This is a genomic window from Leptolyngbya sp. KIOST-1 (assembly GCF_000763385.1).
In the GTDB taxonomy this organism is placed as follows: Bacteria; Cyanobacteriota; Cyanobacteriia; order Phormidesmidales; family Phormidesmidaceae; genus Nodosilinea.
In genome coordinates, this window is sequence record NZ_JQFA01000002.1 from 890,996 (window position 1) to 914,935 (window position 23,940).

23 protein-coding genes are annotated in these 23,940 nt (G+C 60.7%); 6 read left to right on the forward strand and 17 right to left on the reverse strand.

All coding sequences use genetic code 11. The annotated features are described in order from the left end of the window. Position 1: 1 nt before the first annotated feature. The 3 genes from NF78_RS03980 to NF78_RS03990 form a co-directional block, all read right to left on the reverse strand. Entirely contained in the window at positions 2–1,774 is a 1,773-nt protein-coding gene (locus NF78_RS03980) for an ABC transporter ATP-binding protein (protein ID WP_035984976.1), read from the reverse strand. A 203-nt stretch (positions 1,775–1,977) separates the two neighbouring features. Next, positions 1,978–3,624 (reverse strand): RecQ family ATP-dependent DNA helicase, encoded by a 1,647-nt coding sequence (locus NF78_RS03985; RefSeq protein WP_035984978.1) that lies wholly within the window; start codon positions 3,622–3,624, stop codon positions 1,978–1,980. A gap of 309 nt (positions 3,625–3,933) precedes the next feature. Then, positions 3,934–4,128, reverse strand: a complete 195-nt coding sequence (locus NF78_RS03990; protein ID WP_035984979.1) for a DUF2795 domain-containing protein — start codon at positions 4,126–4,128, stop codon at positions 3,934–3,936. 296 nt (positions 4,129–4,424) lie between these two features. On the opposite strand from NF78_RS03990, the gene NF78_RS03995 reads away from it, so the two are divergent. The 4 genes from NF78_RS03995 to NF78_RS31760 all read left to right on the forward strand — a co-directional run bounded on the left by NF78_RS03995 (position 4,425) and on the right by NF78_RS31760 (position 7,491). Further along, positions 4,425–6,164, forward strand: coding sequence for a glycoside hydrolase family 15 protein (locus NF78_RS03995; protein WP_035984980.1), 1,740 nt, complete (start codon positions 4,425–4,427; stop codon positions 6,162–6,164). Positions 6,165–6,763: 599 nt separating this feature from the next. Then, positions 6,764–6,955: a hypothetical protein gene (locus NF78_RS04000; protein ID WP_035988649.1), complete on the forward strand. Its 192-nt coding sequence runs from the start codon at positions 6,764–6,766 to the stop codon at positions 6,953–6,955. A gap of 226 nt (positions 6,956–7,181) precedes the next feature. Next, positions 7,182–7,340: a PAS domain-containing protein gene (locus NF78_RS33390; protein ID WP_197064758.1), complete on the forward strand. Its 159-nt coding sequence runs from the start codon at positions 7,182–7,184 to the stop codon at positions 7,338–7,340. Further along, entirely contained in the window at positions 7,303–7,491 is a 189-nt protein-coding gene (locus NF78_RS31760; protein ID WP_035984981.1) for an ATP-binding protein, read from the forward strand. The genes NF78_RS33390 and NF78_RS31760 overlap by 38 nt, the downstream gene beginning before the upstream one ends. Before the next feature lie 139 nt (positions 7,492–7,630). Here the strand turns inward: NF78_RS31760 and NF78_RS04010 are convergent, their stop codons facing one another. From NF78_RS04010 to NF78_RS32175, 9 genes are all read right to left on the reverse strand, one after another. Further along, the gene (locus NF78_RS04010; protein WP_035984982.1) at positions 7,631–8,140 is read right to left on the reverse strand and encodes a YceD family protein; all 510 of its coding nucleotides are present in this window, start codon (positions 8,138–8,140) and stop codon (positions 7,631–7,633) included. Between the two features lie 64 nt (positions 8,141–8,204). Continuing rightward, positions 8,205–8,705: a protein jag gene (locus NF78_RS04015; RefSeq protein WP_035984983.1), complete on the reverse strand. Its 501-nt coding sequence runs from the start codon at positions 8,703–8,705 to the stop codon at positions 8,205–8,207. Between the two features lie 3 nt (positions 8,706–8,708). Then, positions 8,709–9,854 carry a membrane protein insertase YidC gene (yidC, locus tag NF78_RS04020; RefSeq protein ID WP_035984984.1) on the reverse strand — a complete coding sequence of 382 codons (1,146 nt, stop codon included), beginning with the start codon at positions 9,852–9,854 and terminating at the stop codon, positions 8,709–8,711. Between the two features lie 107 nt (positions 9,855–9,961). Beyond that, a complete protein-coding gene (locus NF78_RS04025) occupies positions 9,962–10,357 on the reverse strand; it encodes a PH domain-containing protein (RefSeq protein WP_035984985.1) in 396 nt (131 codons plus the stop codon). Further along, positions 10,344–10,721: a ribonuclease P protein component gene (gene rnpA, locus NF78_RS04030; RefSeq protein WP_035984986.1), complete on the reverse strand. Its 378-nt coding sequence runs from the start codon at positions 10,719–10,721 to the stop codon at positions 10,344–10,346. Before rnpA ends, NF78_RS04025 begins: the two co-directional genes overlap by 14 nt. Positions 10,722–10,821: 100 nt before the next feature. Continuing rightward, positions 10,822–10,959: a 50S ribosomal protein L34 gene (rpmH, locus tag NF78_RS28975; RefSeq protein WP_072015962.1), complete on the reverse strand. Its 138-nt coding sequence runs from the start codon at positions 10,957–10,959 to the stop codon at positions 10,822–10,824. Positions 10,960–11,016: 57 nt separating this feature from the next. Beyond that, positions 11,017–11,592: a DUF2808 domain-containing protein gene (locus tag NF78_RS04035; protein WP_035984987.1), complete on the reverse strand. Its 576-nt coding sequence runs from the start codon at positions 11,590–11,592 to the stop codon at positions 11,017–11,019. Positions 11,593–11,863: 271 nt separating this feature from the next. Continuing rightward, complete coding sequence (locus NF78_RS04040; protein WP_035984988.1) at positions 11,864–12,706, reverse strand: ABC transporter substrate-binding protein; 843 nt, start codon at positions 12,704–12,706, stop codon at positions 11,864–11,866. Between the two features lie 173 nt (positions 12,707–12,879). After that, positions 12,880–14,028, reverse strand: coding sequence for a transposase (locus NF78_RS32175; RefSeq protein ID WP_225885223.1), 1,149 nt, complete (start codon positions 14,026–14,028; stop codon positions 12,880–12,882). Positions 14,029–14,118: 90 nt separating this feature from the next. On the opposite strand from NF78_RS32175, the gene NF78_RS28980 reads away from it, so the two are divergent. Both NF78_RS28980 and NF78_RS04050 read left to right on the forward strand, forming a co-directional pair. Continuing rightward, on the forward strand, positions 14,119–14,436 hold the full coding sequence (locus NF78_RS28980; protein WP_072015963.1) for a BrnT family toxin: 318 nt from the start codon (positions 14,119–14,121) through the stop codon (positions 14,434–14,436). Beyond that, the gene (locus NF78_RS04050) at positions 14,433–14,672 is read left to right on the forward strand and encodes a CopG family antitoxin (protein ID WP_035984990.1); all 240 of its coding nucleotides are present in this window, start codon (positions 14,433–14,435) and stop codon (positions 14,670–14,672) included. The genes NF78_RS28980 and NF78_RS04050 overlap by 4 nt, the downstream gene beginning before the upstream one ends. Positions 14,673–14,701: 29 nt before the next feature. Here NF78_RS04050 and NF78_RS04055 read toward each other — a convergent pair whose 3' ends face one another. From NF78_RS04055 to NF78_RS04075, 5 genes are all read right to left on the reverse strand, one after another. After that, a complete protein-coding gene (locus NF78_RS04055; protein ID WP_197064759.1) occupies positions 14,702–17,056 on the reverse strand; it encodes a TonB-dependent hemoglobin/transferrin/lactoferrin family receptor in 2,355 nt (784 codons plus the stop codon). A gap of 559 nt (positions 17,057–17,615) precedes the next feature. Continuing rightward, complete coding sequence (locus tag NF78_RS04060) at positions 17,616–18,431, reverse strand: ABC transporter ATP-binding protein (protein ID WP_035984991.1); 816 nt, start codon at positions 18,429–18,431, stop codon at positions 17,616–17,618. 1 nt (position 18,432) lies between these two features. Further along, positions 18,433–19,470 (reverse strand): FecCD family ABC transporter permease, encoded by a 1,038-nt coding sequence (locus tag NF78_RS04065; RefSeq protein ID WP_052049755.1) that lies wholly within the window; start codon positions 19,468–19,470, stop codon positions 18,433–18,435. Next, entirely contained in the window at positions 19,470–19,904 is a 435-nt protein-coding gene (locus tag NF78_RS04070) for a ferritin-like domain-containing protein (RefSeq protein WP_035984992.1), read from the reverse strand. Before NF78_RS04070 ends, NF78_RS04065 begins: the two co-directional genes overlap by 1 nt. 728 nt (positions 19,905–20,632) lie before the next feature. Beyond that, positions 20,633–23,926, reverse strand: a complete 3,294-nt coding sequence (locus NF78_RS04075; protein ID WP_035984993.1) for a DEAD/DEAH box helicase — start codon at positions 23,924–23,926, stop codon at positions 20,633–20,635. Positions 23,927–23,940 lie beyond the last annotated feature (14 nt).

A 23,940-nucleotide genomic window follows, 5' to 3' on the forward strand; every position in this document is an offset into this window, starting at 1 on the left:
GTCAGTCGTTGCCTAGCTGCAGGGCGTAGAGGTTGGCATAGATGCCCGATTGGGCCATCAGTTCGGCGTGGGTACCCCGCTCGACGATGGCCCCCTGCTGAATCACCAGCACCTGGTCAGCCTGGGTGACGGTGCTGAGTCGGTGGGCAATTACAAAGCTGGTGCGGTTTTGGAGCAGGGCTGCGATCGCGTCCTGCACCAGCCCTTCGGTGCGGGTATCGATGCTGCTGGTGGCCTCATCCAGCACCAGAATGCGCGGGTCGATCAGCACCGCTCGAGCAATGCTCACCAGCTGCCGCTGCCCCTGGCTGAGGGGAGCCCCCCGTTCCCCCAGGCGGGTGCTGTAGCCCTGGGGTAGCGAGGTAATAAACTCATGGGCATTGGCGGTCTGGGCCGCCACCTCGATCTCGGCCTGGGTAGCCTGGGGTGCCCCAAAGGCAATGTTTTCGGCCACGGTGCCGCTGAACAGCAGGTTGTCCTGCAGCACGATGCCAATCTGGCGACGCAGGCTGGCCTGGGTGACCCGGCGCAGGTCAAGGCCGTCAATTTTGACCGCCCCCTCCGACACGTCATAGAACCGCATGATCAGGTTGATGATCGTGCTTTTGCCTGCCCCGGTTGGCCCCACCAGGGCGACCATCTGCCCCGGCTGGGCGCAGAGGTTAACCTGCTTCAGCACCCGCTGGTTGGGCGTGTAGCCAAACCCTACCGACTCGAAGCGCACCTCCCCTCGAATCGGCGGCATATCTGTGGCGTCGGGGGCGTCCTGGAGGGTAGCGGGTTCATCCAGCAGCAAAAAAATTCGGTCCAGGCCGGCCAGCGCCGACTGGGCCTGGGTGTAGAACTGGCTGAGAATCTGGATCGGGCGAAAGAATTGCTGCACGTACAGCAAAAAAGCCGTTACCGTGCCCACCGTCATTACCCCCGTCACCGCCAGGTAGCCGCCGTAGGCCATTACCCCGGCGGTGGCCAGGGTGTTCAGAAAGTCGATGGAGGGCAAAAAAGCGGCTGTTACCGCCACCGCCTGCACGTTGGCGCGGCGGTTGGCGGCGTTGAGGCTGTCAAACTCTTCAATGTTGAGCTGGGTACGGTTGAAGGCCTGGGCCTCCTTCACGCTGCCGATGTCCTCTTCGAGCTTGGCGGACAGGTCGCCAATGGTCTGCCGAGTGACCCGAAAGCGGCGTCTGGCCCAGCGGGAGAAAAACCCGGTGGTAAAGATCATTAGCGGCACTACCAGGTTGCTCAGCAGGCCCAGCTGCAGGTTGATCGACACCATCGCGATAATAATGCCCACCAGGCTGAAGGTCTGGCCCAGCACCTGGGGAATGGTGAGGCCAAAGGCCTGATTTACCGTATTCACATCGTTGAGCAGGCGGCTCATCAGATCGCCGGCCTCGCTGCGATCGAAAAAGCTCACTGGCAGGCTCTGCACTTTGTCGAAAATGTCCTGCCGCAGCTGCCCCAGCAGCTTTTGCACAATGGAGCCCATGCGTAAAATCTGGCCGCGAATGGCCCAGAGCCCCACGATGTAAATGGCGGTCAGGGCCACCAGCATGCGCAGCAGCCCGGGCAGATTGCCCGGCAGAATCAGGTTGTCAATCGACCAGCCAATCAGCAACGGCCCGATCGCCTGGGTAGCCGCGCCAATGGCCACCAGCAGCAGCGCCAGGGGCAACTCCTGACGATAGGGGACAAAGTAACGCAAAAATCGGCCGAGGGTGGAGAGCTTTGGCTTGGGTTCCGCAGGCGCAGCTTGGGCTAGGGTCGGGGTCATAGCAGGTACCTGTTAAGCCATCGCTGCTTGGATTATAGGTGCGCTGCTGGGGAATAAAGAATCGGGGGTATGGAAATCGGAATCGGTATTAAATGGAGGAAGGAAGGACAAAGTTCTTTGCCCTTTGCCCTTTGGGGTTATTGGTCGATGGGCACGCAAGCTTGGCCCATCCTACGCCGGTGTTTTCTTTTCCAGAAGACGCCTTAGCTCATGGGCTTTAGCAGCTGCTGCTCCAGGGCAAGCTCAACATCGAGGGTTTTGTAGCCCACCTGGTCAAATAGGATCACTATTTTGTCGCCTTCGTAGCGCATCACCATGCCTTCGCCCCAGGTGGGGTGAACCACCTGACTGTTCATGGCAAAGGGCTGCTCAACCCCATCGTCGTCCACCACGAGGCCCGCTTTGCAGTTGTCACAAAAGCCGCAGGGTTGATCGCGCTTTTCGCCAAAGTAGTTGAGCAAATATTCGCGGCGACAGTCGCGCAGTTCGGCGTAGCCGCGCATCATCTCCAGCCGCGATCGCCCGTAGGCCTGATACCGTTCCTGGGCCTCAATTGCCGCCGCTGCCGCTGCATTGGCACTGGGGGCCTGGTCACTGGCCACCGCCTCCCCAGTGGGCAGAATTTCGGCCAGCCCTACCGCTTCCAGGTGGTTGAGGGCGGTGGCCACCTTTGCCTGGGAGAGACCGGTTTGCTCCTTCAAGTCCCGGCGGTCCAGGGGTTCGCGCTGCGCCTGAATGACCTTGGCCACCTGCTCCACTTGCTCCCGGTCGATCTGGCCGCTGCTGGCTAGGAAGCGGCGAATGTTGAGATCGTCAGGACAGTAGAACAGCAGCGCAAACGCCTTTTCGTCATCGCGCCCGGCCCGGCCAATCTCCTGGTAGTAGGCATCAACCGATTCGCTGATGGTGTGGTGGATGACAAAGCGCACGTTGGGCTTGTCGATACCCATGCCAAAGGCGGTGGTGGCAACGATCACCTCCGCTTGGTCGGCCATAAAGTCGGCTTGGGCCGCCTCGCGATCGCTGGTTTTCAGGCCCGCGTGGTAGGCGATCGCTTTCACGCCCCGCTCCTCCAGCGCCGCTGCGATCGCCTCCGTCTGCTTGCGAGTGGCGGCGTAGACAATGCCCGGTTTCTTTGCCCGCACCACCTGGTCGATCAGGGCGGCTTCTTTTTCGGCCTCATCCTCAAAGCGCCGCACCTCCAGCCAGATATTGGGCCGATCAAACCCCTGCACGACCACGGCAAAATCGCGCATGTTCAGGTGTTTGACAATTTCTTCGCGCACCGTCGGGGCCGCCGTCGCCGTTAACGCCAGCACCCGAGGATGCCCCAGGCTGTCGATCACGGCCCCCAGCCGCAGGTAGTCGGGGCGAAAGTCGTGGCCCCACTCGCTGATGCAATGGGCCTCGTCGATGACAAAAAGCGACGGTCTGGCCGCCTGCAATTGCTCCAGGGTCTCTGGGTTGTTGAACTGCTCTGGGGCCAAGAAAATAAACTCCAGCTCGTCATCAGCCAGCGACTCAAAGGCAGCTTTGCGCTCGGCAACCGTCACCGTAGAGTTGACTGCTGCGGCCTCGCCCACCTGCTGCTCGGCGATCGCCTCGACCTGGTCCTGCTGCAGGGCCAGCAGCGGCGAAATCACCACCGTTGCCCCTGGAATCAGCGCTCCGGCCAGCTGATAGATCGCCGACTTGCCCGACCCAGTGGGCATCACGGCCAGTACATCGTGCCCCTTGAGCAGAGCCGCGATCGCGTCCTCCTGTCCTGCCCTTAAAGAGTCATAGCCCAGCCTGGTTTTTGCCGTCTGAACAATGTGTTCCCTGGTCACCGATTCGGGTCGCTGGGCCATAGGTATTGGTAAAAATTGTGGTTTTTATTGAGCTTTGAAAATTGCTTTGAGTGCAGCTTTTTGATGTATAGCCATCGCCAGGACCATTAGGACATGACCCAAGCCCCTGAATCGATGGCTATACGCCATTGCGCCGCCCCAGTTTTTGCCTTTGGATGAGGCCAATGTCCTAAGCGCAATGGCCACCGCTATATAAAATGCCCATTAGCCGAATTTCAGATCCCCCCAGGATTTGGCGAACTAAGCCTCACTATGAACCCCTTATTAAGGGGGTTAGGGGGGATCACACGCTGGCTTCGCTGACCTAACTTAATCGATCTCGCCGATCGCTTTGCTGACATCGGCGGGGGTTTCAAACTCCTGATCAGACATCCTTTCCAGGGTCGAGCAGACGTTTTCGTCGGCACCCTGTTTTTTCGCATGGTCAACGACATCCTGCTTGCTGGCCGGATAGTCCATTCCCTTTAAAAACTTTTGAACCTGGATGGGGTTAACGGTTGCCACGGTAATCTCCTTGTCAATTTTTGGGACTGTTTTGACTGGTGTTGTTGCTGGTAGTTGTTGCTGGTATGGGTGTTTTCAAGGTACAGAATGGCTGGCTCAGACTCCCTCCTGCCAAAGGTACAATCTCAGCCTAAGCGGCCGCATCCTTTGATGTAGGGCTGATGTAAGGCTGATGTAGGGCAAATGAACTGTCGCGAGCCGCCGCAAAGGGAATATGTCTTTGGCCGGAGGAAAAGGTGAAGGGAAGACCTCTAGGCTGGAGTCATAAAACTTAACTAGAAATACACAGAAACACAATGGGGGAATCTAAGTTTCCTGCAATTCGAGACTTGGCCATGATTGGCGATCGCCGCACCGCAGCCCTGGTCACCCACACCGGGGCGGTGGTCTGGTACTGCCCTGTCCGCTTCGACTATCCGTCGCTGCTGGCCGCTCTGCTCGACCCCGACCGGGGCGGTGACTGGAGCGTCCGGCTGCCCAACGCGACGGCGGCTGGACGGCGCTACCTGGAGGACAGCGGCATTCTAGAAACCACCCTCGCCACCCCCGCAGGAGAGCTGGTCATCACCGACTGGATGCCGATGGGTGCGGACACCCCCCAGGGCCTTTGCCGCCAATTTTCCGCTGCCCCCACCGATATGACCGTTACCCTGGTCCCGGCCCCGGACTACGCCCGGCGATCGCCCCAGCTTCAGCCCCAGGGCCAGGGCCTTCACATCGACGGGCAGCACTATGTCTATACCTCCCATCCCCTCACCGTCAGCGGAGCCGAAATCCGCTGCACCATTCCCCAGGGGGAAACTGGCTGGTGCCTATTGCTCAATGCTCCCCTGAGCAATCTCACTGACCTTCATCTCAAGGGCTGGCTTCAGATCACTCTGGAGCACTGGCGCGACATCGCCGCCCACGCCACCTACCACGGCCCCTACGAACGGCAGGTGGCCGAGTCGATTCGAGCCCTGCGCCTGCTCACCTTTGAGGACAACGGCGGCATTGTTGCCGCCCCCACCACCTCGCTGCCCGAGGTGATGGGCGGTCAGCGCAACTACGACTACCGCTACGTCTGGCTGCGCGATGCGGGCATGATTGTCAGCGCCCTCACCCGAGCGGGCAGCGACGGCACCGACGAGCGCCGCTTCCTCGACTTCATTTGCGGCTACGATCGCGATTCTGACCACCAGCCGCTGATGCCGTTTTCGACTCTGGATGGCGAATCGCCCTGTGCTGAAACGCCCCTCGACCTGGTGGGGTATCGCCACAGCGCCCCGGCAATCGTTGGTAATGTGGCCAAAGACCAGCTCCAGCTCGACGCCTACGGCAACGTGCTGCTGGCCGCTAAACTGATCTACAACCGCTTTGACACCCGCGAGCACTGGTCGCTGGTGGCCGAAATTGCCGACTTTTTGTGTGACCATTGGCACGAACCCGACCACGGCATCTGGGAAGAGCAGGAAAAACACCAGTACACCTCCAGCAAAGTGGTGGCGGCCTGCGGCCTGAAATACATTGCCAATATTGCTGAAAACACCGCCCAAGCCCGCCGCTGGCGCGCTGCTGAACAGGGTATCCGAGCGTTTGTAGCCCAGCACTGCCTCACCGCAGAGGGGGCCTACGCCGTCGCGGCTGGGGAAGAAGACGTTGACGTCACCGCTGCCCTGTTTCCGGTGTGGGGCTACACCGGGGCCGACACCCCTGCCATGGTGGCGACCATGGGGGCGCTAGAGCGCGACTACGCCACCGGACACCTCTACCGCCGTCACCTCAAAACCTTTGATTCGCAGCGGGAAGGGGCCTTTTTGGCCGGCACCCTGTGGGTGGCGCAGTACTGGATCATGCGGCGGGATCTACAGCGAGCCAGGGCGATTATGGATGCTGCGCTGACCTTTGCCAACGATCTGGGGCTGTTTGCCGAAGAAGCCGATCCAACAACCGGAGCTATGCTGGGCAACTTTCCCCAAACCTTTGTCCATGCCGCCTTTATTGGGGCCGCGATCGATCTCAAAGCCGCCCTGGAAGACCTGGGCTCTATTGCCTAACAGTAGCCCCAGTCATTCACCCGCCACTGCTCCTCAGCCAAGCCGTGTCACCTCAGCCTAAACCCACAGAGAGGTGACGTTATGCTTTTTAGTGGGTTAGACCAAGATAGAAAAACAATTAAGGAAACAGTATGCAATTCAACCTGACGCTGCTGTGGGTGACGCTTTCCTTTGTGATTGTGGGAGTGGTGATGTTGCTCCTACAGCCCCACATTGTAGGGTGAGGGATCGAGCCTAGAACCGATGCAACTTAGCCTAAACCAGAGCCATTTGCACCGGGATGCGTAGGCGGGAGGTGGAGTGCCCTTAGGCAACGCTTGGCAGATCCTAAACCGGGGATATCTTACAACGATTGCAGTAACCCAACGGCAGTCAGCCTTGTTGGGTTCTGCTAGCGCGCCACCCAACCTAGAACCTAATTGATGACAGACCCCTAACGGAGAATGTTGGTTCTGGGTGAACAGGCCACTTTAATCGCTTTTTCAGCGAACATTAAGCGTATCCTACGCTACATTTATTTGTCCCTCAGGGGGGCGGCGCACTATAGAAACCGTAAACCCGAAAGACGCAAAGCTAATCACTTTGCCAAGGAGAACCCTATGAAACGCTATCTGCTTTCTGGTGCAACGCTGGTGCTGTCAACTCTGATGCTGGCTTCGGCAGCGCTGGCTGGGGCATCCCCAGGAATGGGACAAACCCATCTTAATGACGTCGCCGCCGACTTAAACGGTGATGGAATAGTCACGCTGACGGAACTCATGATTTACAACCGTAACCAGCGTCAGTCCTGATCACCACCTATTGTTAAGATCTCTGGCAACCGGTGTGACCCATGGATTCAGTCGTGGGTCGCACCGGTTGTTTTGGTGATGTAATACACGTCGAGGTTATAAAGTTCAGCGATCGGCGTAAAGCACCACCTCGACGGTTGAAATGCCGCCCATGCCGGAGCAGCCGCGGTCAGGCCCTAAGGAACACTGAAGCGCAGACCTGAATCTGCGTGACAGTGAGCAGCGGTTGCGCAAAATTTTTGAGTATTCTAACGACGCCATCTTTGGAATTGACCCGCTGGGCGATCGCATTCTCGAAGCCAACCCCAAGGCCAATCAACTACCGTCATTCACAACGACGGCGACCCGTGCTGGCCAGGCTGGGGCAGCCTTTCTTCACCACTAAGCCGGGGGGCAATGGTCTGGGGGTGGCGATCGGCAAGCGGATTGTGGTCGCCCATGGGGGAGAGTTTGCCCTTGAGCCCACCGCTGAGGCCAGTACCACCGCGCGGGTTGTATTGCCTTTGCGGGGCAGCGAGCAACGGGGGGCTGAATAACCGCTGCTGCTAGCTCATCTTGGTTAATGGAGCCCCCCAATGGGCAATTTCGGGGTCGGTTTAGGTGATCCAGGGGATCATTAGAAAGAGCCTCAGTACTAGGGGCTGTCATCAATTAGCTGCCAATTGATGGCAAGCCCTAGGCCTCCGGTGGCTGAAGCTGCTGCTGGAGCTGGGCCAAAGCCGCCCAGCGGCGGTCAACCGGGTTGGCCGCCGCCGTGGCGCTGAGGTCAATGCCTTCGCAGTCTTCGTCGCAGATCTGCGGCTGGGGCAGGGCCAGGCAAATTTGTTCGTAAATCCAAGTTTCGGGGACAAAGTGCCCGTTAGGGGGAAGGGTTTCCACCAGATCGTCTACGCTCACCTCCCGCTCCAGGGGTAGGGTGGCGGGGTCGGGGTCGGCTTCCAGCCAGATCAGCTCCTTGGGGGCGATCGCCACCCGGTGGTTGTAGGCCTGCAGACAGCGATCGCAGGTCAGGGTGACAATCGTATCGGCCCTGGCCTTTACCTCCAGGTAGGTGCCCTGGTGGACAATCGTCAGCTCACCCCGCACCGGGGTCAGGGTTTCCAGATCGCCCAGGTGGGTGTCTAGCTCAACGGTGAGGGTTTTCTCAGGCCGCTGCAACAGGTGAGGGATATATACTCGCTCCATTGTTCATACCTCCCGGTTCGTAGCTGCCACGACTCACGCTGTCCCAGAGATGGCAGGCAGTGATCTACTCGGCCGCCTCACCCGCCAGACAAACGACCAGACGGCGATCGGGCTCGCGTCCCCGGCTAAAGGTGGCTAACCCCTCGTGGGCCGCCAGGAAGTGGTGCATCTGCCGCCGCTCAGCGGAGGAGAGTCCCTGCATTTCGTACTCTTCACCGCTGGCCAGCACCCGCTCGGCGGCCTCGGCCGCCATCGTCTTGAGTTCCTCCAGGCGCTTAGCTCGATAGCCGGCCAGTTCAATAGTGTAGGCTTGCTGCTCGTCCTGGCCTTTGCCCAGGTTCAAGGTAGTATTGGCCAGGTATTGAATCGAGTCGAGAACCGAGCCGCCCTCGCCAATCAGCGCCTGCACCTGCTCTGGCGACAGGGGTTCTGCCGCAATGGTGAGCCAACAGCTTTCTCCCGACTCGTCTTCGACCAGGTGGGCGCTGACCGTGGAGGTCAGCCCTTGCATGGTTAGCAGACTGGTCAACCAGTTCACTCCGGCGGTGGCGGCATCGGTAACCATAGGCTAGGCCTTCTTTTTCTTGGTGCGCCCTGGTTCAAAGGGCAGGGTCTTGCGGTCGTCCTCGGCCTTGGTTTCGGCATCGACGATCTTTTGCAGGTTTTCCGGCAGTGGCTCCCGCGACAGAATGAAGGTTTGAATGGTCTGGAAGATGTTGGCAATCAGCATGTACATCAGCACCCCGGCTGGCAGCGGGAAGAACAGGAACATGCCGGAGAAAATGATCGGGGTGAACTTGTTCACCGCCGCCTGCTGGGGGTTGTCGCTGGAGGTGGACCCCTGTCCGGAGAGCACCTGGTTGAGGTAGAGGCTAGCCCCAAAGCCCAGGATCATGATCAAGATGTCCCAGTGGATGGCGCCGTCTTCGCCGGTCACCCCAATCCGGCCCAGGGCTTTAATAAACAGGAACCCTTTGTTGGCGGCCAGACCGGGGGCCTGCACCCGCACCGTAGCTTCGCCAGGAGCAAGGGCCGTAATGTGGCCCGCCTCATCGACGGTAATTACATCGCTGCCCTTGGTGACTTCCCATCGGGGCTGGAAGCTGTCAATGTCGTCGTTGTACTGGGTGACCAGGGATTGAATGGTTTCCCCATCAGCGGTCTGGAGGCGCACGTCGGTTTTTTCACCAACCACCAGTTTGTTGCCGCCGGGCACCACCGCCGAAATGGGGAAGTGCGACCCGTCGGACACGTAGATCGCCTTGGGCGGGGTGCTAAACACCTGGGGCTGAATCTGTTCAATTTTTTCCTGAGGGAAAACCTGGACGTTGACGTCGTAGTTGATGTCGGCGAAGGGCGACCCCCGCAGAGTGGCAAACAGGGCAAAGAGAATCGGCATTTGCAGCAGCACCGGGAAGCAGCCGGCCAGCGGATTGCCAAACTCTTTGTAGACTCCGCTCATCTCCTCCTGGAGTTTGGTGGGGTTGTCTTTGTAGCGTTCCTGAATCTCTTTAACCCGCTTTTGCATCAGGGGTTGGGCCACCTTCATCCGCCGCATGTTGCGAATAGACCCGGCGTTGAGCGGGTACAGCGCAAAGCGAATCACCAGGGTGAGGGCCACAATGGCCAACCCATAGCTGGGCACGATTCCGTAGAAAAAATCTAGGATCGGCAGCATGATGTTGTTGGTCAGAAATCCAATTCCAAAATCCATGGGCACCTGAACCCTGCTACAGGGATACGACGTTAACTGCTCAGTTACCTAATCTACCCCATAGTCGGGGAGGCAAGCCGCCCGTTTGATGGCGGATTGCCGTAGATTTAAACTTCACCGGCGGCACCGCTGACGGCCTTGGCCGAGGGTGAGATGCGCTCATTTATATAGTCGTAGATCTCGCGGAAACGAGGCATAGAGCGCAGTTCCAGACGGCTGCCGTCCTTGAGGGTGACCACCATATCGCCCCAGAGGCCAATGCCCCGCGGCACCGTAACGATTTTACTAATTTCGTTGTAGATGAGGTCGGTGCGATCGCGCCCCATCCAGCCGCCAGTGACAGAAATGCGGCGGTTGGTGATGCGGTAGCGCAGCCACAGGGCACGGGTAATGGCCCCAACCGTGAGGGGAAGACAAATGATGGTGAACCCCAGCAGCAGGTTGACAATTAAATCGCCAATGTGGGGGCCGCCCTCGTAGTACACATCCTCACGAATGCCCATGGATAACCTCTAGCTTGGTGAACAACTGCTCTAATTCTCGCAAAAATTCGACATATTCGCACTGTACCGCCTCGGGCCTGAGGTTGATCACAATCCAAAGGTTGGGGTCCAGCTGGGGCAGCAGGAGCCTGACGGCGGCGCGTACTCGGCGCTTGAGGCGGTTGCGCACCACGGCGCGTTTGTGCACTTTTTGACTGACCACAATGCCGATGCAGGGGCCAGCGGCCTTACCGGGATGGTCCTCTGGGCGGCGGGAGAAGGCCCAGACCCGCACAATCAGGTGGGCAGACACCGCTTTTCTACCCTGGCGGTAGACCTGGGAAAAATCCCGCGATCGCCGCAGTCGATTCGGTTTGGACAGCACCGTCTTTCCCCATCTACAGCAGCAGCCCTGGAGCTTAAATAGCCCCAGGGCCAGAAATGCTTACATCCACGGCCTAGTCTAGGTTTACCCTGAAGCAAACTTAGACAGCAAGTTTAGCCCGTCCCTTACGGCGACGAGCCTTGATTACATTTTGACCGGTGTGGGAGCGCATACGAGCGCGGAACCCGGAAGTTCGCTTCTGCTTGCGGTTGGTGCCCTCTAGGGTGCGCTTACTCATGACGTTGCCTGTTGCTGATAAAAAGTCACAGTCTTCTATAGTAGCACCAGCTGGCGGTTAAAAACGCCGATTGGTTTCAGATGCAATTTCCATCGGCCAGGTGCCCATGTATTGGTTGATTACATCGCCCTGGAACATCACCCGCAGGTTGAAGTAGTGATAGCCAAAGCGGCGGGGGTTCCGCACGTTAGACATCACCACCACCAGGCCAGTGTTGGCTGGAATGGGCTCTTCAGGAATGAGTTCGATCCGGTTTTCATCTTCGATCAGGTCTACGACCTTAAGGGGAATGACATCCCGACCCCGCCAGTCGCCGGTTCGCAGCTCAATGGCATTGGGGTCAATGCGACCGCCAATTTCGTTAAATGCTTCGGGATAGTCAATTTCGAGAGAGATGACTTCACGGGGGAGCTTGGTGCGCTGAATGTTGAGGTAGAAGCGGGTGTTGGTGCTGTGGGGGGTGTTGAAGTCGATGAAGTAGGGCAGCCGATATTCGGCATCGACTCCGCCAAAGATGGTCAGCCCGCTCTGGGCCTGGGTCGGCTGAGGCATCGCCGTGCTGATACCAACGGCAGCGGCCACAGCGGCTAGCCCCAGGGCTAAGTATTTGAGGGATTGTTTGAGGGATGTCATGGTGTACCTCCAAGGAAAACTGTCTGGCCGGGTAGCGCGAGGCAACCATCGCAGGCCACCCACCAGAATAGGCTGCTTCTCGCCGTGGGGTAAGACTACCTGTGCCAGTGCGGCAACCGGGATCTCAGGGCAAGCGCCTGGAACAGGCAAAGGAATGCCCTAGATTTGCCGTAGATGATCCTATCACTTTGCTTACCCGGTCCTGGGAGGGTGGGTGGGTTAGGCGGGTGGGAGGGTTAGGCGGGTGGGAGGGTGGATGGGTGGGGAGTGGCTAGAAGAGGGTTGCTAGTTGGTTGCAGGTGCGCTCGATGCTGGCGATGCTGCCGGGGTTGACCAGGCCAAAGTAGTCGAAGCTGTGGACCTGATTTTGCTGGGTGGCTTTGATCTGGTCCCAGAAGGGTTCGCCTTTGAGTTGATGTAGCAGATTTTCGCCGGCGTCGACCACCAGCAGGACGTCGGGGTTGGCAGCCAGCACCTTTTCCTCGGGCAGGGTGATGTAGCCCGCGAAGGGGCTGTCGCCCTGGAGGTCGGCGGCGACATTCTCAATATTGAACTGGGTGAGGAAGTCTCCGGCCCAGCTGGTTTGGTTGGGGGTGAGCAGGGGCTGGCGGCTGACCAGCACCAGGGTGGTGGGGCTGGCGTCGGGGGCCTGGGCCAGGCAGGCGTCGTAGCGGGCCAGCAGGGGTTGGGGGTCGGTCTCCAGGGTGTCGGCCAGGGATGCGGTCAGTTCCCGCAGGTCGGCCCAGCTGTTCACTTCGGTGGTGAGGGTGGGGGTGCCGAGGTCGGCCAGGCGCTGGAGGGTGCGATCGTGGAACCCCGCCGCACCGATTACCAGGGTGGGTTCTAGGGCGACGATCTGCTCCAGGTCGGACTCGGTGCGGCCTTCGCTGACGGTGGGTAGATCGGCAAAGCGATCGTCGTCCCGCAGTAGGGCGTTGCCAGGAATACCTACCAGGGCATCGGCATCCAGGGTTTGCACCAGGTCAGCAGTGAGAGAGGTGAGGGCGACGATGCGGGTTTCGGTGGTCTCGGTTGCACCGGGTGCTGAGGGAGAGTCCTGGCCGCTACAGGCGGTGAGGGAGAGGAGGATGATAGGGAGGAGGGGGAGTTTCATGGGTGGATGGGTGGGGGGTGGATGGGTGAGGGATAAATTGTTGTTAGGGTCGGTTTTTGGAGGTTGGCTGGCGGACTGACAATTACGTTGTAGTTATACTGTCGGTATGGGTGAGCTAGACTTTGAGTGGAATGAGCGCAAGGCAGAGGCCAACGTCTGGTTGACTGACAAAACTAATCGGCGGCATAGCAGTACGTGTGTATTTTGAACTCGATTCGATAGGTGCGTTGCTCGTGCTGTTTTCGGGAGGCCATAGCGGGTTCAGGATCACGGTTATGGGTAAAACAGACATGACGGATGAGTGGCCACCCATTCTCTAATGCGGCTTTCAGCCAATCCCACCCAATGCGGAAGTAGCTATTGCCGCGAAACCAATGGGGGTCAACCCAGCGACGTTTGCCAGCGGCGACTACTTCGAGGCCTTGGGCGGTGACATAGAGGGTAGCGACAGCCAAGAGGAACCAAAGCCGAGAGAGGGCGCAGAGGTCGCGAATCTCTGATTTCTGGAGATTCCAACCGTTGGATTGGTCATCGAGAAACGCTTCCTCAATGTCGAAGCGCAAGCCGTATTCCTCGAAGGTGTGCAGGTTGGTGGGTTCATCGCTGACGATGGCCCAGAACTCACCATTGACGCTGTTATAGCCAAAGGCGAGGTGCACCGGGCCATACCACTCCCCTTTGTGGAGCTTAACAGTATGCCAACAGAGCGCCTCCCCCCGCTGAAGATGAACGTCCTTCAATTGGCTCCACCCGTGACCGGCCCGCCAAATCCAGGTATTGCGCTTGATGCGGACACGGTAGTGCCAGCCGAGTTCAGTCGTCATCGCGCTCATGGCCTCGGTGTGAATGAAGCCCCGGTCGGCCAACACGACCACCTTCACCCCCGACGGCAAGCGATGGGCGGCCTGTTGAAGCATCTCCTGGTACTCATCGAAGGCAACGGACGCGCTGCGGTGCCGGAGCACCCGCCAGACCACGGGCAACGCCCGACCTCGATGCACCACCGCCAGGCGGATCAAGCAATACTCATCCCAAAACAGCGAGGTGTCCAAACTCAGGTACAAACAGTCCTCATCCCAGTGGGCTAAGGCCCCCTGAATCAAGGGCTTGTACAGACGATGGACGTTCAGACGGCTATTGTGCAGCCAGCGGCTGAGTCGTCGTTGTTTACTTTGCGCCTGCACCCCTCGACACGGCACGTAGGGCAGCCAGCGCGTCAGGTTGACCTCTCCACGCTGGAGCAAGGCCACCACCATCCATAGGCAGGTCGTCAGATGGCCCCGATGCGCCCAGGGCACCGATTGACCTAGCCAGGCGTTCAAGGCATTGTAGAGGGGGGAGTTTTTTTCACAGCGTTCATGGTTTTGAGTGGTATCTAAGCTTAGAACGCTGGCTCCCCTCTCTCTCCTCAGATCCCTGAAACTACCGCGTCACGAGCTGTTCAACAGCTTTCAGCCAACTTTTGTCAGTCAACCAGGGCCAACGTTGCGAAGCATGGGATTAGCTTTGATGAAGCTGTCACGGTTTTTTACGACGAAAGCGCTCGCGTGATCTTCGACCCTGACAACTCATTCGATGAAGATCGGTACCTAATCTTGGGAATGAGTGAAGCCTCTCGACTGCTGTTGGTATGCCATGTCTATAGACGAAACGATGAGGTGATTCGGGTTATTTCGGCCCGAAGGGCTACCAGCAGAGAAGAACGACAGTACTGGAGTTTTATGCCATGAGGGATGAGTACGATTTTTCGGCATCAGTTGAAAATCCTTACACGAAAAAGCTGAAGAAACAAATCACAATTCGGCTTGAGGAAGGAGTGGTTGACTACTTCAAAGACCTGGCTGAGGACGTTGGGATTCCCTATCAAAGTCTGATCAATCTGTACCTCCAGGATTGTGTGCGGGCTCAGCGCAAGCTGTCTTTGGAGTGGACGAGTAAGGAACACGCCGTGAACCGTGAACCGTGAACCGTGAACCGCATGCCCAACACCCCTGTCTAAAACCGATAACTCACCCCCAAGCGCACATTGGTGCCGGCCTGGCTGAACTGGGAAATGGCTTCGTTGTTGGGGCGATCGCGCACCTCGGCCCATTTGTAATACTCGGTATTCAACAGGTTATAGATGCCGAGGTTGATGCCCAGGGCGGGGGTGATGTTGTAGGCACCGATCGCATCCAGCAGGAAGTAGGCGTCGGGCACGAAGTTGGGGTTGCCCTCGGGCACGCGGGCGCGACCGGCGAAGGTGCCGATTAGCTCGGCGCGCCAGCGGTTTTCGGGGGCCTGGTAGCGCAGGCCCGCGACGGCGCTGAAGGGGTCGATGGTGGTGAGGGGGCGGTTGGTGGTGGTGTCATCGCCCTGGGCGAAGGCGAGGCTGGCTAGCAGGCTAAAGCCATCGGGGTTGGGGCTAAAGCGATATTCGCCGCCAAACTCCACGCCGTAGATGCGGGCGCTGCCGATGTTGATGGACTGGAACTGGCTGACTCTCTGGGTCGGTGGGCAGACGGGGGCGACGATCAGGCAGCGGGTGCCGACCAATTGTTCTGTGGCGATGAAGTTGTCGTAGGTGTTGTAAAAGCCAGTGAGGCGAGCATTCCACTGGGGGTAGTTAGCCCGCACGCCGATTTCAAAACCGTTGCTGGACTCGGGCTGGAGGTTGGGGTTGGAGAGGGTTTCGTACTTAAAGAAGGCCCCGGCCAGGTTGGTGAAGCCGCCCGTGATCTCGCTGTAGAGGGGGGCCCTGAAGCCACGGGCGTACTGGCCGTAGAACGAAATTTCGGGGGTGGCCTCGTAGAGCAGCGCCAGGCGGGGGGAGAGGGCCGAGGCGGTCAGATCTACCGTTTCGCCCCGGAAGATGCCGTCGTCGATGGTTTGCAGGTCGTAGTGGTCGAAGCGCAGGCCAGCGATCACATTCAGCGGCCCGATCGCAATCTCATCCTGCACGTAGAACCCCAAGCGCAGGGTGTTGGCGTCGGCAAAGTCTTTGATCGGGAAGATCTGGTCGGCCCCGGTGCCAAAGACGTTGGTGACGGCCCCGGTGCGCAGGTTGGTCTGGGTGCGATCGCGCGGCCGGGAGTTAAAGGTCTGGGACACGTCTACCCCGTAGGTAAGGCGGTGATCGACGCTGCCGGTGGTAAAGTCGCTGCGAAACTGCACGTCGCCGCCGTAGCTATTGGTGATGAACTGGTTGTTGCTGTCGCGGCGCACTGGTGACCCGGCGAACCCTGGCCCGGCCCCTGTGGGGCGCACCTCCTGAACGATCTCGGTGGTGTTGGCCGCCTGGTAGAAGATCTGCCCCCGGGCAAATTGAAAGAACGACTGGCTATCCGGGTCGTCGAACTCGTAGGTGAGGCTGAGGCGGGTGCGATCGATGCGATTTTCGCCGCTGGAGCTGAGGGCCAGGGGGTCCACGTTACCCGGGGCCAGCACGTAGGCGGTACGGCGGTTGATGTCCTCAAAGATCAGGCTGAGGTCGCTGACCTCGGTGGGGAAGTAGACAATATTGCCGTAGAAGTTGGTGTCGCCCACATCAATGCTGTCAGTGAACTCAGGCGGGGCAAAGTTGCTCAGTTCGCGCCCGTCGCGGCGGCTGAGCACAAACACGCTCTCCAGTTCCTCGTTGGCCAGGGCGATGCGGGCCGCCGACTCCAGCCCGCCCACGGCGCTGCTGTAGGTGGTGAATACGTCGCCGCCAAAGGTGTCGTCTGGCCCCAGCAGGTCGCTGGGCCGCAGGGAGCGGAAGCTGATTACCCCGCCCAGGGCGTCGCTGCCGTAGAGGGTGGAGGCAGGGCCGCGCAGCACTTCCACCGCCTGGAGGGTGTTGAAGTCTACGTAGTCGCCCCGCCCCACCCGAAAGCCCCGCGGCGGCGCATTGCCGAAGGAGAACTGGTCGGGCAGGCGGATGCCGTCGAGCTGAAACAGGATGCGGTTGCCCTCGATGCCGCGAATGTTGACGTCCTGGGTGCCGTAGCGCTGGAGCGCCCCCGCCGCCGATACCCCCGGCTCGTAGCGCAGCAGGTCTTCGAGGCCCTGAATCTGGTAGAACTCGAAGTCTTCCAGCTCGAACACGGTGACGGTGGCGGGCAGGTCTTCCACGGCGCGAGGGGTGCGGGTGCCGGTGACGGTGATGCGGAGGGTGCCGCTGGGGGCGAATTCGACGGGGAGGTCGTCGGGGGTTTGGGCGAGGGAGGGATGGGTGGGGGGTAGGGGGTGGGGGGTGGGGAGTAGGGGGTGGGGGGTGGGGAGTAGGGCGGCGCTGGTCGTGGTGAGGGGTTCGATTTCTGAGAGCAGTGGCGGAGCGGACTGGGGGCGATCGCGGTTAGGTGCTTTACCGGGTACCGAATCCGGATTCACCGACCCCGATTCCTCCAACGCCAACCCGTAGGGTGCATTAGCGGCTACGACCCCACCTGGTTGTGACCCGATCGCCTCTGTCAGCCGCAATGCACCGTCAGGGAATTGGGGGTAGTCGAGCGGGATTTGGGATGAGACCGCCTCATTCTCGCCTGAGCTAGAAATTGCTTGATGGGACTGATCGTTATCAGGCAATCCAGATTCTTCATTGAGCTCAGCCGAAGTTTTAGGATTTGCTGGGTTTGCATGGGCCACGTCCCAGAGCAGAACGAGCAACAGCGGTGTGCTGCAAACAAGAAAAATTCTCAATAAAAATTGCTTAAGCATGTCTACACTCCTCAGTGGAAATCGAAGGTTATGGGTTGTAAGGGAAACTTAGTGGGTCAGAAACCGGGTTTATGGGCGGTAGTCGAGGGATTAGCGCTAGAAGCGGTAGAAAACCGGTTTCTTTGGCGGCATCTGCATCCCCTCCTGGGAGGGGCAGGGGTGGGTTGGCCTAGTCCCCGTGACCCACCCCGCCCTGCGGGCACCCCTCCCAGGAGGGGATGGTGGGCTTGGGCTATTCATGGGTTGCTACCAGTTGAACGTTGCGATCTTCAGAGCTGGCGGCGATCGGAAACACTTGCTGGCCGAAGGGGGTGGCGAAAATTTCCACCTCTACCTGGAACACTGCCCGCAGGTTGTCGGCGGTGAGCACCTGGGCGGGCGGGCCGATCGCCCAGAGTTTCCCCTGGCGCAGCATGGCCATGCGATCGCAGTACCGCGCCGCCAAGTTAATGTCGTGGAGCACCGTGATGATGGAGAGCGATCGCTTCCGGTTCAGCCGCTTCAGCAGTTCCAAGAGCTGGAGCTGGTAGTGGATGTCCAAAAATGTGGTCGGCTCATCCAGCAGCAGCACCTGGGGGTTTTGGGCCAGGGCCAGGGCCAAAAAGGCCCGCTGGCGTTCGCCGCCGGAGAGTTCGGTGACGGGGCGATCGCGATATTGCTCAATCTCCGTCCAGGCCAGCGCCTGGGCCACCTGGTGCTGGCCCTCGGCATCGAGATCCCACTGCCACCAGGGTTGGTGGGGCGATCGCCCCAGGCTGACCAACTGCTGCACTGTCAGCCCCTCGGGCAGGGTTTGCTGCTGGGGCAGCAGGGCCAGCCGTTGGGCCACCACCGTAGGTGACAGGGCATGAATGTCGCGCCCCGACAGAATCACTCGGCCCCCCTGGGGCTTGAGCACCCGGCTGAGCAGCCGCAGCAGCGTGGATTTGCCCGAGCCGTTGGCTCCCACCAGGCAGAGCCATTCCCCCGGCTCCACCGCCAGGCTGACCTGCTGCACGATGGGGCTCTGGCCGTAGCCGCCGGATAGGTTTCGAGATTCTAGGGGCATCTCAGCGTCCTCCTGCGATCGCACTGCGGCGGTACAGCAGCCAGATGAACACAGGTGCCCCCAAAAAGGCCGTCACCACGCCCACGGGCAGTTCCACCGGGCCAGCGCGGGCCGCCAGGTCCGCCGCCGCCAGCACCAGGGCCCCGCCCAGGGCGGAAAAGGGCAGCACCAGCCGGTAGTCGGTGCCCACCAGCAGCCGTACCCCGTGGGGCACAATCAGCCCCACAAAGCCCACCAGCCCGGCAATGCTGGCGGCCCCGGCGGCCAGGAAGGTGGCGGCAGCGCCGATTAAAAGGCGCGATCGCACCAGGGACGTGCCCAGCCCCACCGCCAGGTCGTCCCCCAAATTCAGCAGGTTGACCTGGCGGGCCAGCAGGCAACCCACCACCAGCGCCACCGCCATCGCAGGCCCCACCAGCCGCACCTCCGCCCAGCCGCGCCCGTTGAAGCTGCCGATCAGCCAGTTCAGCGCCGCCTGAATCCGCCCGTCCCGCGCCATCAGCAGCAGCAGCGACTGGATCGCCCCAAAGAACGAGCTAAAGGCCACCCCGCCGAGAATCAACCGCTCGATGGACAGTCCGCCCCGGCTACAGGCCAGCAGGTAAACCAGGGCCGTAGTGGCGATCGCCCCCAGCCAGGCCCCCAGGGGCACCCACACCTGCCACAGGCCCAGGGTGACCACCAGCACCACCACCAGCCCCGCCCCGGAGGAAATCCCCAGCAGAAACGGGCTGGCCAACCCGTTGCGCAGCATGCCCTGGAGCAGCGCCCCCGACACCCCCAGCGACGCCCCCACCAGCAGCGCCGCCACCAGCCGGGGCAGCCGCAGATCCCACAGGATTACCTGGTGGGTGGCATTGCCCTGGCGCAGCAGCGCCGCCCACAGCTCCGGCCCGCTCATCGCTACCGAGCCCTGGGTGAGGGAGAGGCCCACCACCAGGGCCAGCCCCAGCAGCAGCAGCCCCAGGGCCAGGGGCGTGCGATAGGGCGATCGCCGGGGGCGAACTGGAGGTTTGGGGGGTCGAGTCAGGGTCACCATTAGCTAAAGTCCCGCAGCATTTTCTTGATTTCCAGGTTGTGCAGCTCCTCCTGGCCAATCTTGGTGCGGGCGTATTCTTCCAGGTAAATGCTGGCGTTCTCCACCAGGTCCAACAGCTGCTTGTACATAGCCAGGGCCTTTTGCTCGTGGTTGAGACTCTCCTTCAACAGGTCGCGCACGCCGTGGCGGTGGGTCTCTTCGATCGGGGCAATGCGCTGGCTGGGGTGCCCCTCCAACCCGGTAATGATCTCCCCCGCCTCCTGGGCGTGCAGCAGCGACTCCGCCGCCTGGGCCTTGAAAAAATCCACAATCGGGATCCGGTACGGCCCCGTCACCATCAGGGAATAGTGGGTGTAGCGCACCACCCCCGCCAGCTCAAATTCCATAATCTGGTTCAGCAACTCCGTTGTCGCCGCCGTATCGAGATTCCGCATCGCTTAAGTCCTTCCCTGTCAAAGTGAAACTGAAACCCCTGGTTTACCAAAAATGGCGCTCTGCGGAAACCCATCGACGGCCCAAAGCCCTATCCTTGTCTCCTCTGACATCCCAATGCCACCCGCCGCAGGGTGATGTCCATGACCTTTGTTGACAAACTATATCAATAAGCATTGAGCCTGATTCAGGACTCATTGTCAAGAGAAGCGGTTGTTTTTCCCACAAGGAATGGGCTTCGTGGGTTATGGGGCAGCGACAAGAGAGGACAACGATGGCTTGATATCGGCTCCCCTTGGGTCGTCTGAATGCCCTCGACTGGGGTGGGCAAACGCCGTTTGCCCCTACGGTGGTCTCCGGTCTTAAATCGGGGTTGTGCGATGCACCATTGCCAAGGCTATTGCCAGGAAAATGGTGCATCGCTGCGCGGATGCACCCTACGATTTTCAGCGTTGGGGGTACCGGGTCAGCGGCAGGGACGATTGGTGTTAAGTGGTGAAGTTGGGGCGATCGCACCCCTGCCCCAGACAGGCAGAATTCCGAGCGTCTTAATGAAACTTGCTGCCGATTGTGTAGGATAACCTAAATTCGGGTTAAGAGATTTCCTGCAAAAGCTAGCTACCTGTCCCCGACCGGAAGGGGTAGGGGTGGGGTAGGTTATCTCGTACGAGAGGCGTTGAATTTTTGATTCATACCTGTGTTCAGCAACGCCTCACCGCCTTGCCCCGTTTTACTCGTCGTCGTCGATGATGGCGTTGCGATCGAGCAGCAGCAGGTTGCGCAGCTGGTCGGTGTCAAACTCGGTCAGCCAGCCCTCGCCCGCGCTCACCACCTGCTCGGAGAGCACCTTTTTGCTTTCAATCATCTCGTGGATGCGCTCCTCCAGGGTGCCGGTGGTGACGAACTTATGCACCTGCACATTGCGGGTCTGGCCGATGCGAAAGGCGCGGTCGGTGGCCTGGTTTTCGATCGCCGGGTTCCACCAGCGATCGTAGTGGAAGACGTGGTTGGCGCGGGTGAGGTTGAGGCCCACCCCCCCGGCCTTCAGCGAGAGAATGAACAGGCGCGGGGCGGCGGGGTCGTTCTGGAAGCGATCGACCATGGCCTCCCGCTGGTTTTTGGTGGTGCTGCCGTAGAGAAACAGCGCCTCCTGGCCCAGGTAGGATTGCAGGTGCCGCTTCAGCAGCTTGCCCCACTCGGCAAACTGGGTGAAAATCAGGGCGCGATCGTCCTCGGCGATGACTTCCTCCAGCATTTCGTCGAGCCGCTGGAGCTTGCCCGATCGCCCCTTCAGCCCCAGGCTGGGCTCCTGGAGAAACTGGGCCGGGTGGTTGCAGATCTGCTTCAGCTTGGTCAGCAGGGCCAGGATCTGCCCCTTGCGCTGGACGCCCGTGGCCTCGTCGAGGGTTTCGAGCGCGGCATCGACGGTCTGCTGGTAGAGGTTGGCCTGTTCTGCCGAAAGGCCGCAGTAGACGCTCATCTCCTGCTTGTCGGGCAGATCCTGGATGATGCTGCGATCGGTCTTGAGGCGGCGCAGAATAAACGGCTGCACCAGCCCCTTGAGCGCCCGCAAGGACGCCGTATCGCCATAGCGCTCAATCGGGGTGGCAAAGCGGCGCTGGAAGAAGTTTTTCGGCCCCAGGTAGCCGGGGTTGAGAAAGTCCATGATCGACCAAAGTTCCCCCAGGCGGTTTTCTACCGGGGTGCCGGTCAGCGCCACGCGAAACTGGGCCTCGATTTGGCGGGCCGCCTTCGACTGTTTGGCGTCGGCGTTCTTGATGTTCTGGGCTTCGTCCAGCACCAGGCACTGCCAGTTGACCGACTGCAGCGGCTTCAGGTCGCGGTAGATCAGGGCGTAGCTGGTAATCACCAGGTGCTTATCCTGCACAGCCTTGGCAAAATTGGCCCCCTTGGGGCGGCGATCGCCGTGGTGCACCAGCACCTTGAGCTTGGGCGCAAACCGCTTCACCTCCTTCTCCCAGTTGCCCAGCACCGAGGTAGGGCACACCAGCAGCACCGGGGTTTCCAGCCAGCCGTTGTCCTGCAGGTAGAGCAAGAAGGCGATCAGCTGAATGGTCTTGCCCAGACCCATGTCGTCCGCCAGGCAGGCCCCCAGGCCCCACTGTTCCAAAAAGGCTAGCCAGGATACCCCCCGCGCCTGGTAGGGGCGCAACGTCCCTTTAAAGCCGCTAGGGGCCTCCATCTCCTCCAGGGTCTGGTTGCCGGTGGTGAGGGTTTCGATCAGGGTTTGCAGCGCTCCGGTGGCCTCGAAGCTGACCACCGGCAGCCGGTCGATCAGCTGGGTGTCGCCCGTGCTGATCCGCAGGGCGTCCTCCACCGACAGGGGCGTGGCGGTCTTCTGCCCGGCCAAAAACTGCCGGGCCGCCTTTACGTCCTGGGGCTTCAGCTCGACCCAGCGACCGTTGATTTCCACCAGCGGTGAGCCCTGGTTGATCAGCTGCTCGAACTCGTCGGCGGAGAGGGTTTCGTCAGCGATCGACAGCTCCCAGCGAAAGTTGAGCAGGCTCTTGAGGCCCAGGCGCTGACGCTGCTTCTGGGGGGGCACCTCGGCGTGGACCTTCAGACCCAAGCGACCAGAGCCATCATCGGCGGCCTGGGCTAGCCCAGGCGGTAACTCGACCTCCACGCCGTTGTCCTGGAGCTGCCAGGCGGTCGCTTTGATGAACTGATAGGCCTGGATCGGGTCGAGGTCGCAGTGGGTGGGGTGCTGCTGGCGGAGGCTTTCGCGAATCGGGTCGTAGAGGCGGGCGGCTCGGCCCAGGGCCCCCAGCAGCGTTTCCTGGGGCGCTTTGAGGACAACGCCCTGGTGGTGCAGCTCGGCCACCGGGTGCTGCCAGACCAGATCAGCCCCCAGTCGCCAGTCGGGGGTGGCCGCAGACTGGATCTGGTAGTGCAGCTGCCAGGGCTGGTCGAGCGTGGCGGGAGGGGAAAGCACCAGCCGCAGGCGAAACTGGCGGGCTGGGTCTTCGGCCAGGGTTTGCAGCGGCGTGGTCCAGGTGGTCAACGCTTCCTGCAGACGGGCGGCGGCGGCGGCGGCGGCCTCCAGGGTACCAACCGGCTGGCTGAGGGCCTGGAGCCAGGGCTGGAGGGGCAACTCTTTACCCAGGTTGGCTAGACCATTGAGGGGTTGGGCCTGGGCCGACTGGCGCACCTGGTGGTCAACCAGGGCGGTCAAAAACTGCAGCAGCAGCGGTTGTGGATCCAGGAGGGGAAAACCACAGGCCAGCGGCAGCGCTCCTTTAGCTTCCGCCGGCAGATGGGTACGGCCAATCGGCGGCATGACCTGGGCAAAGTGGCGCAGCCGCTCCTGGTCGGAGGCACTGTCGAGGAGGGGGTGCCAGCCTGCGGCCAGGGTCTGGCTGGTCAGCTCCAGGTCGGGGAGAAACTTGCCTCGGGCCAGCAGATTGAGCCCCCAGCGGGCAATGTGGCCCCAGTAGCGCAGGTCGGCCCCAATTTCGCCAGGGCCAGTCAGGGTGTGCTGCCCCAGGGGCAGAGCCAGCAGAATGGGCAGAAAATCGGCAATTCCGAGCTGCCACCCCTGCACTCGCCAGGGATGGAGGACGGTATTGCCATCGGGGGCCGCCTGCATTGGGATATCTAATTTGGCGGAGTGTACCGGCGCCAGGGCGGTGTCCAGCAATCGAGCCGGAAGCGGTAGGGCCAGCTCCCCCCAGGTGGGGGCAGAGTCCCTTCGAGCATTCGACTTGCCCGACCGCGATCGCCGACTGCCGCCGACTGCCTTGGTTGCGCCTTTCCCCGCCGCGATCGCAGCTTCCGTCAGCGCCTCTGGAAACAGCCCCCCAGTCGCTGCGGCCCCGCGCCCCACCAGCTGTTTTTGCATACCGCTCAATACCTGCGCCAGGTCGGTTTGCCCCAGGGCGTAGGGGTGGAGATGCAGTCCCTCCCACGGGGCTAAACCCTCCGCTGGCAGCGGCTGCCAGGCTTCAGCCCAGAGAAAAAACTGCTGCGCCTGGGGAACCCAACTGACGTGTAGTATTGCCATTAGCCCTATATCTA

Coding starts and splice junctions, on each gene's coding strand:
- NF78_RS04065 (WP_052049755.1), bottom strand. CDS start 19,470: ATGGTGACCCTGACTCGACCCCCCAAACCTCCAGTTCGCCCCCGGCGA.
- NF78_RS04010 (WP_035984982.1), bottom strand. CDS start 8,140: ATGGAGCGAGTATATATCCCTCACCTGTTGCAGCGGCCTGAGAAAACC.
- NF78_RS03995 (WP_035984980.1), top strand. CDS start 4,425: ATGGGGGAATCTAAGTTTCCTGCAATTCGAGACTTGGCCATGATTGGC.
- NF78_RS04075 (WP_035984993.1), bottom strand. CDS start 23,926: ATGGCAATACTACACGTCAGTTGGGTTCCCCAGGCGCAGCAGTTTTTT.
- NF78_RS04070 (WP_035984992.1), bottom strand. CDS start 19,904: ATGCGGAATCTCGATACGGCGGCGACAACGGAGTTGCTGAACCAGATT.
- NF78_RS04025 (WP_035984985.1), bottom strand. CDS start 10,357: ATGGGCATTCGTGAGGATGTGTACTACGAGGGCGGCCCCCACATTGGC.
- NF78_RS04050 (WP_035984990.1), top strand. CDS start 14,433: ATGAGGGATGAGTACGATTTTTCGGCATCAGTTGAAAATCCTTACACG.
- NF78_RS03980 (WP_035984976.1), bottom strand. CDS start 1,774: ATGACCCCGACCCTAGCCCAAGCTGCGCCTGCGGAACCCAAGCCAAAG.
- NF78_RS04040 (WP_035984988.1), bottom strand. CDS start 12,706: ATGAAACTCCCCCTCCTCCCTATCATCCTCCTCTCCCTCACCGCCTGT.
- rpmH (WP_072015962.1), bottom strand. CDS start 10,959: ATGAGTAAGCGCACCCTAGAGGGCACCAACCGCAAGCAGAAGCGAACT.
- NF78_RS04000 (WP_035988649.1), top strand. CDS start 6,764: ATGAAACGCTATCTGCTTTCTGGTGCAACGCTGGTGCTGTCAACTCTG.
- NF78_RS04060 (WP_035984991.1), bottom strand. CDS start 18,431: ATGCCCCTAGAATCTCGAAACCTATCCGGCGGCTACGGCCAGAGCCCC.
- NF78_RS03985 (WP_035984978.1), bottom strand. CDS start 3,624: ATGGCCCAGCGACCCGAATCGGTGACCAGGGAACACATTGTTCAGACG.
- NF78_RS04015 (WP_035984983.1), bottom strand. CDS start 8,705: ATGGTTACCGATGCCGCCACCGCCGGAGTGAACTGGTTGACCAGTCTG.
- yidC (WP_035984984.1), bottom strand. CDS start 9,854: ATGGATTTTGGAATTGGATTTCTGACCAACAACATCATGCTGCCGATC.
- NF78_RS04035 (WP_035984987.1), bottom strand. CDS start 11,592: ATGACATCCCTCAAACAATCCCTCAAATACTTAGCCCTGGGGCTAGCC.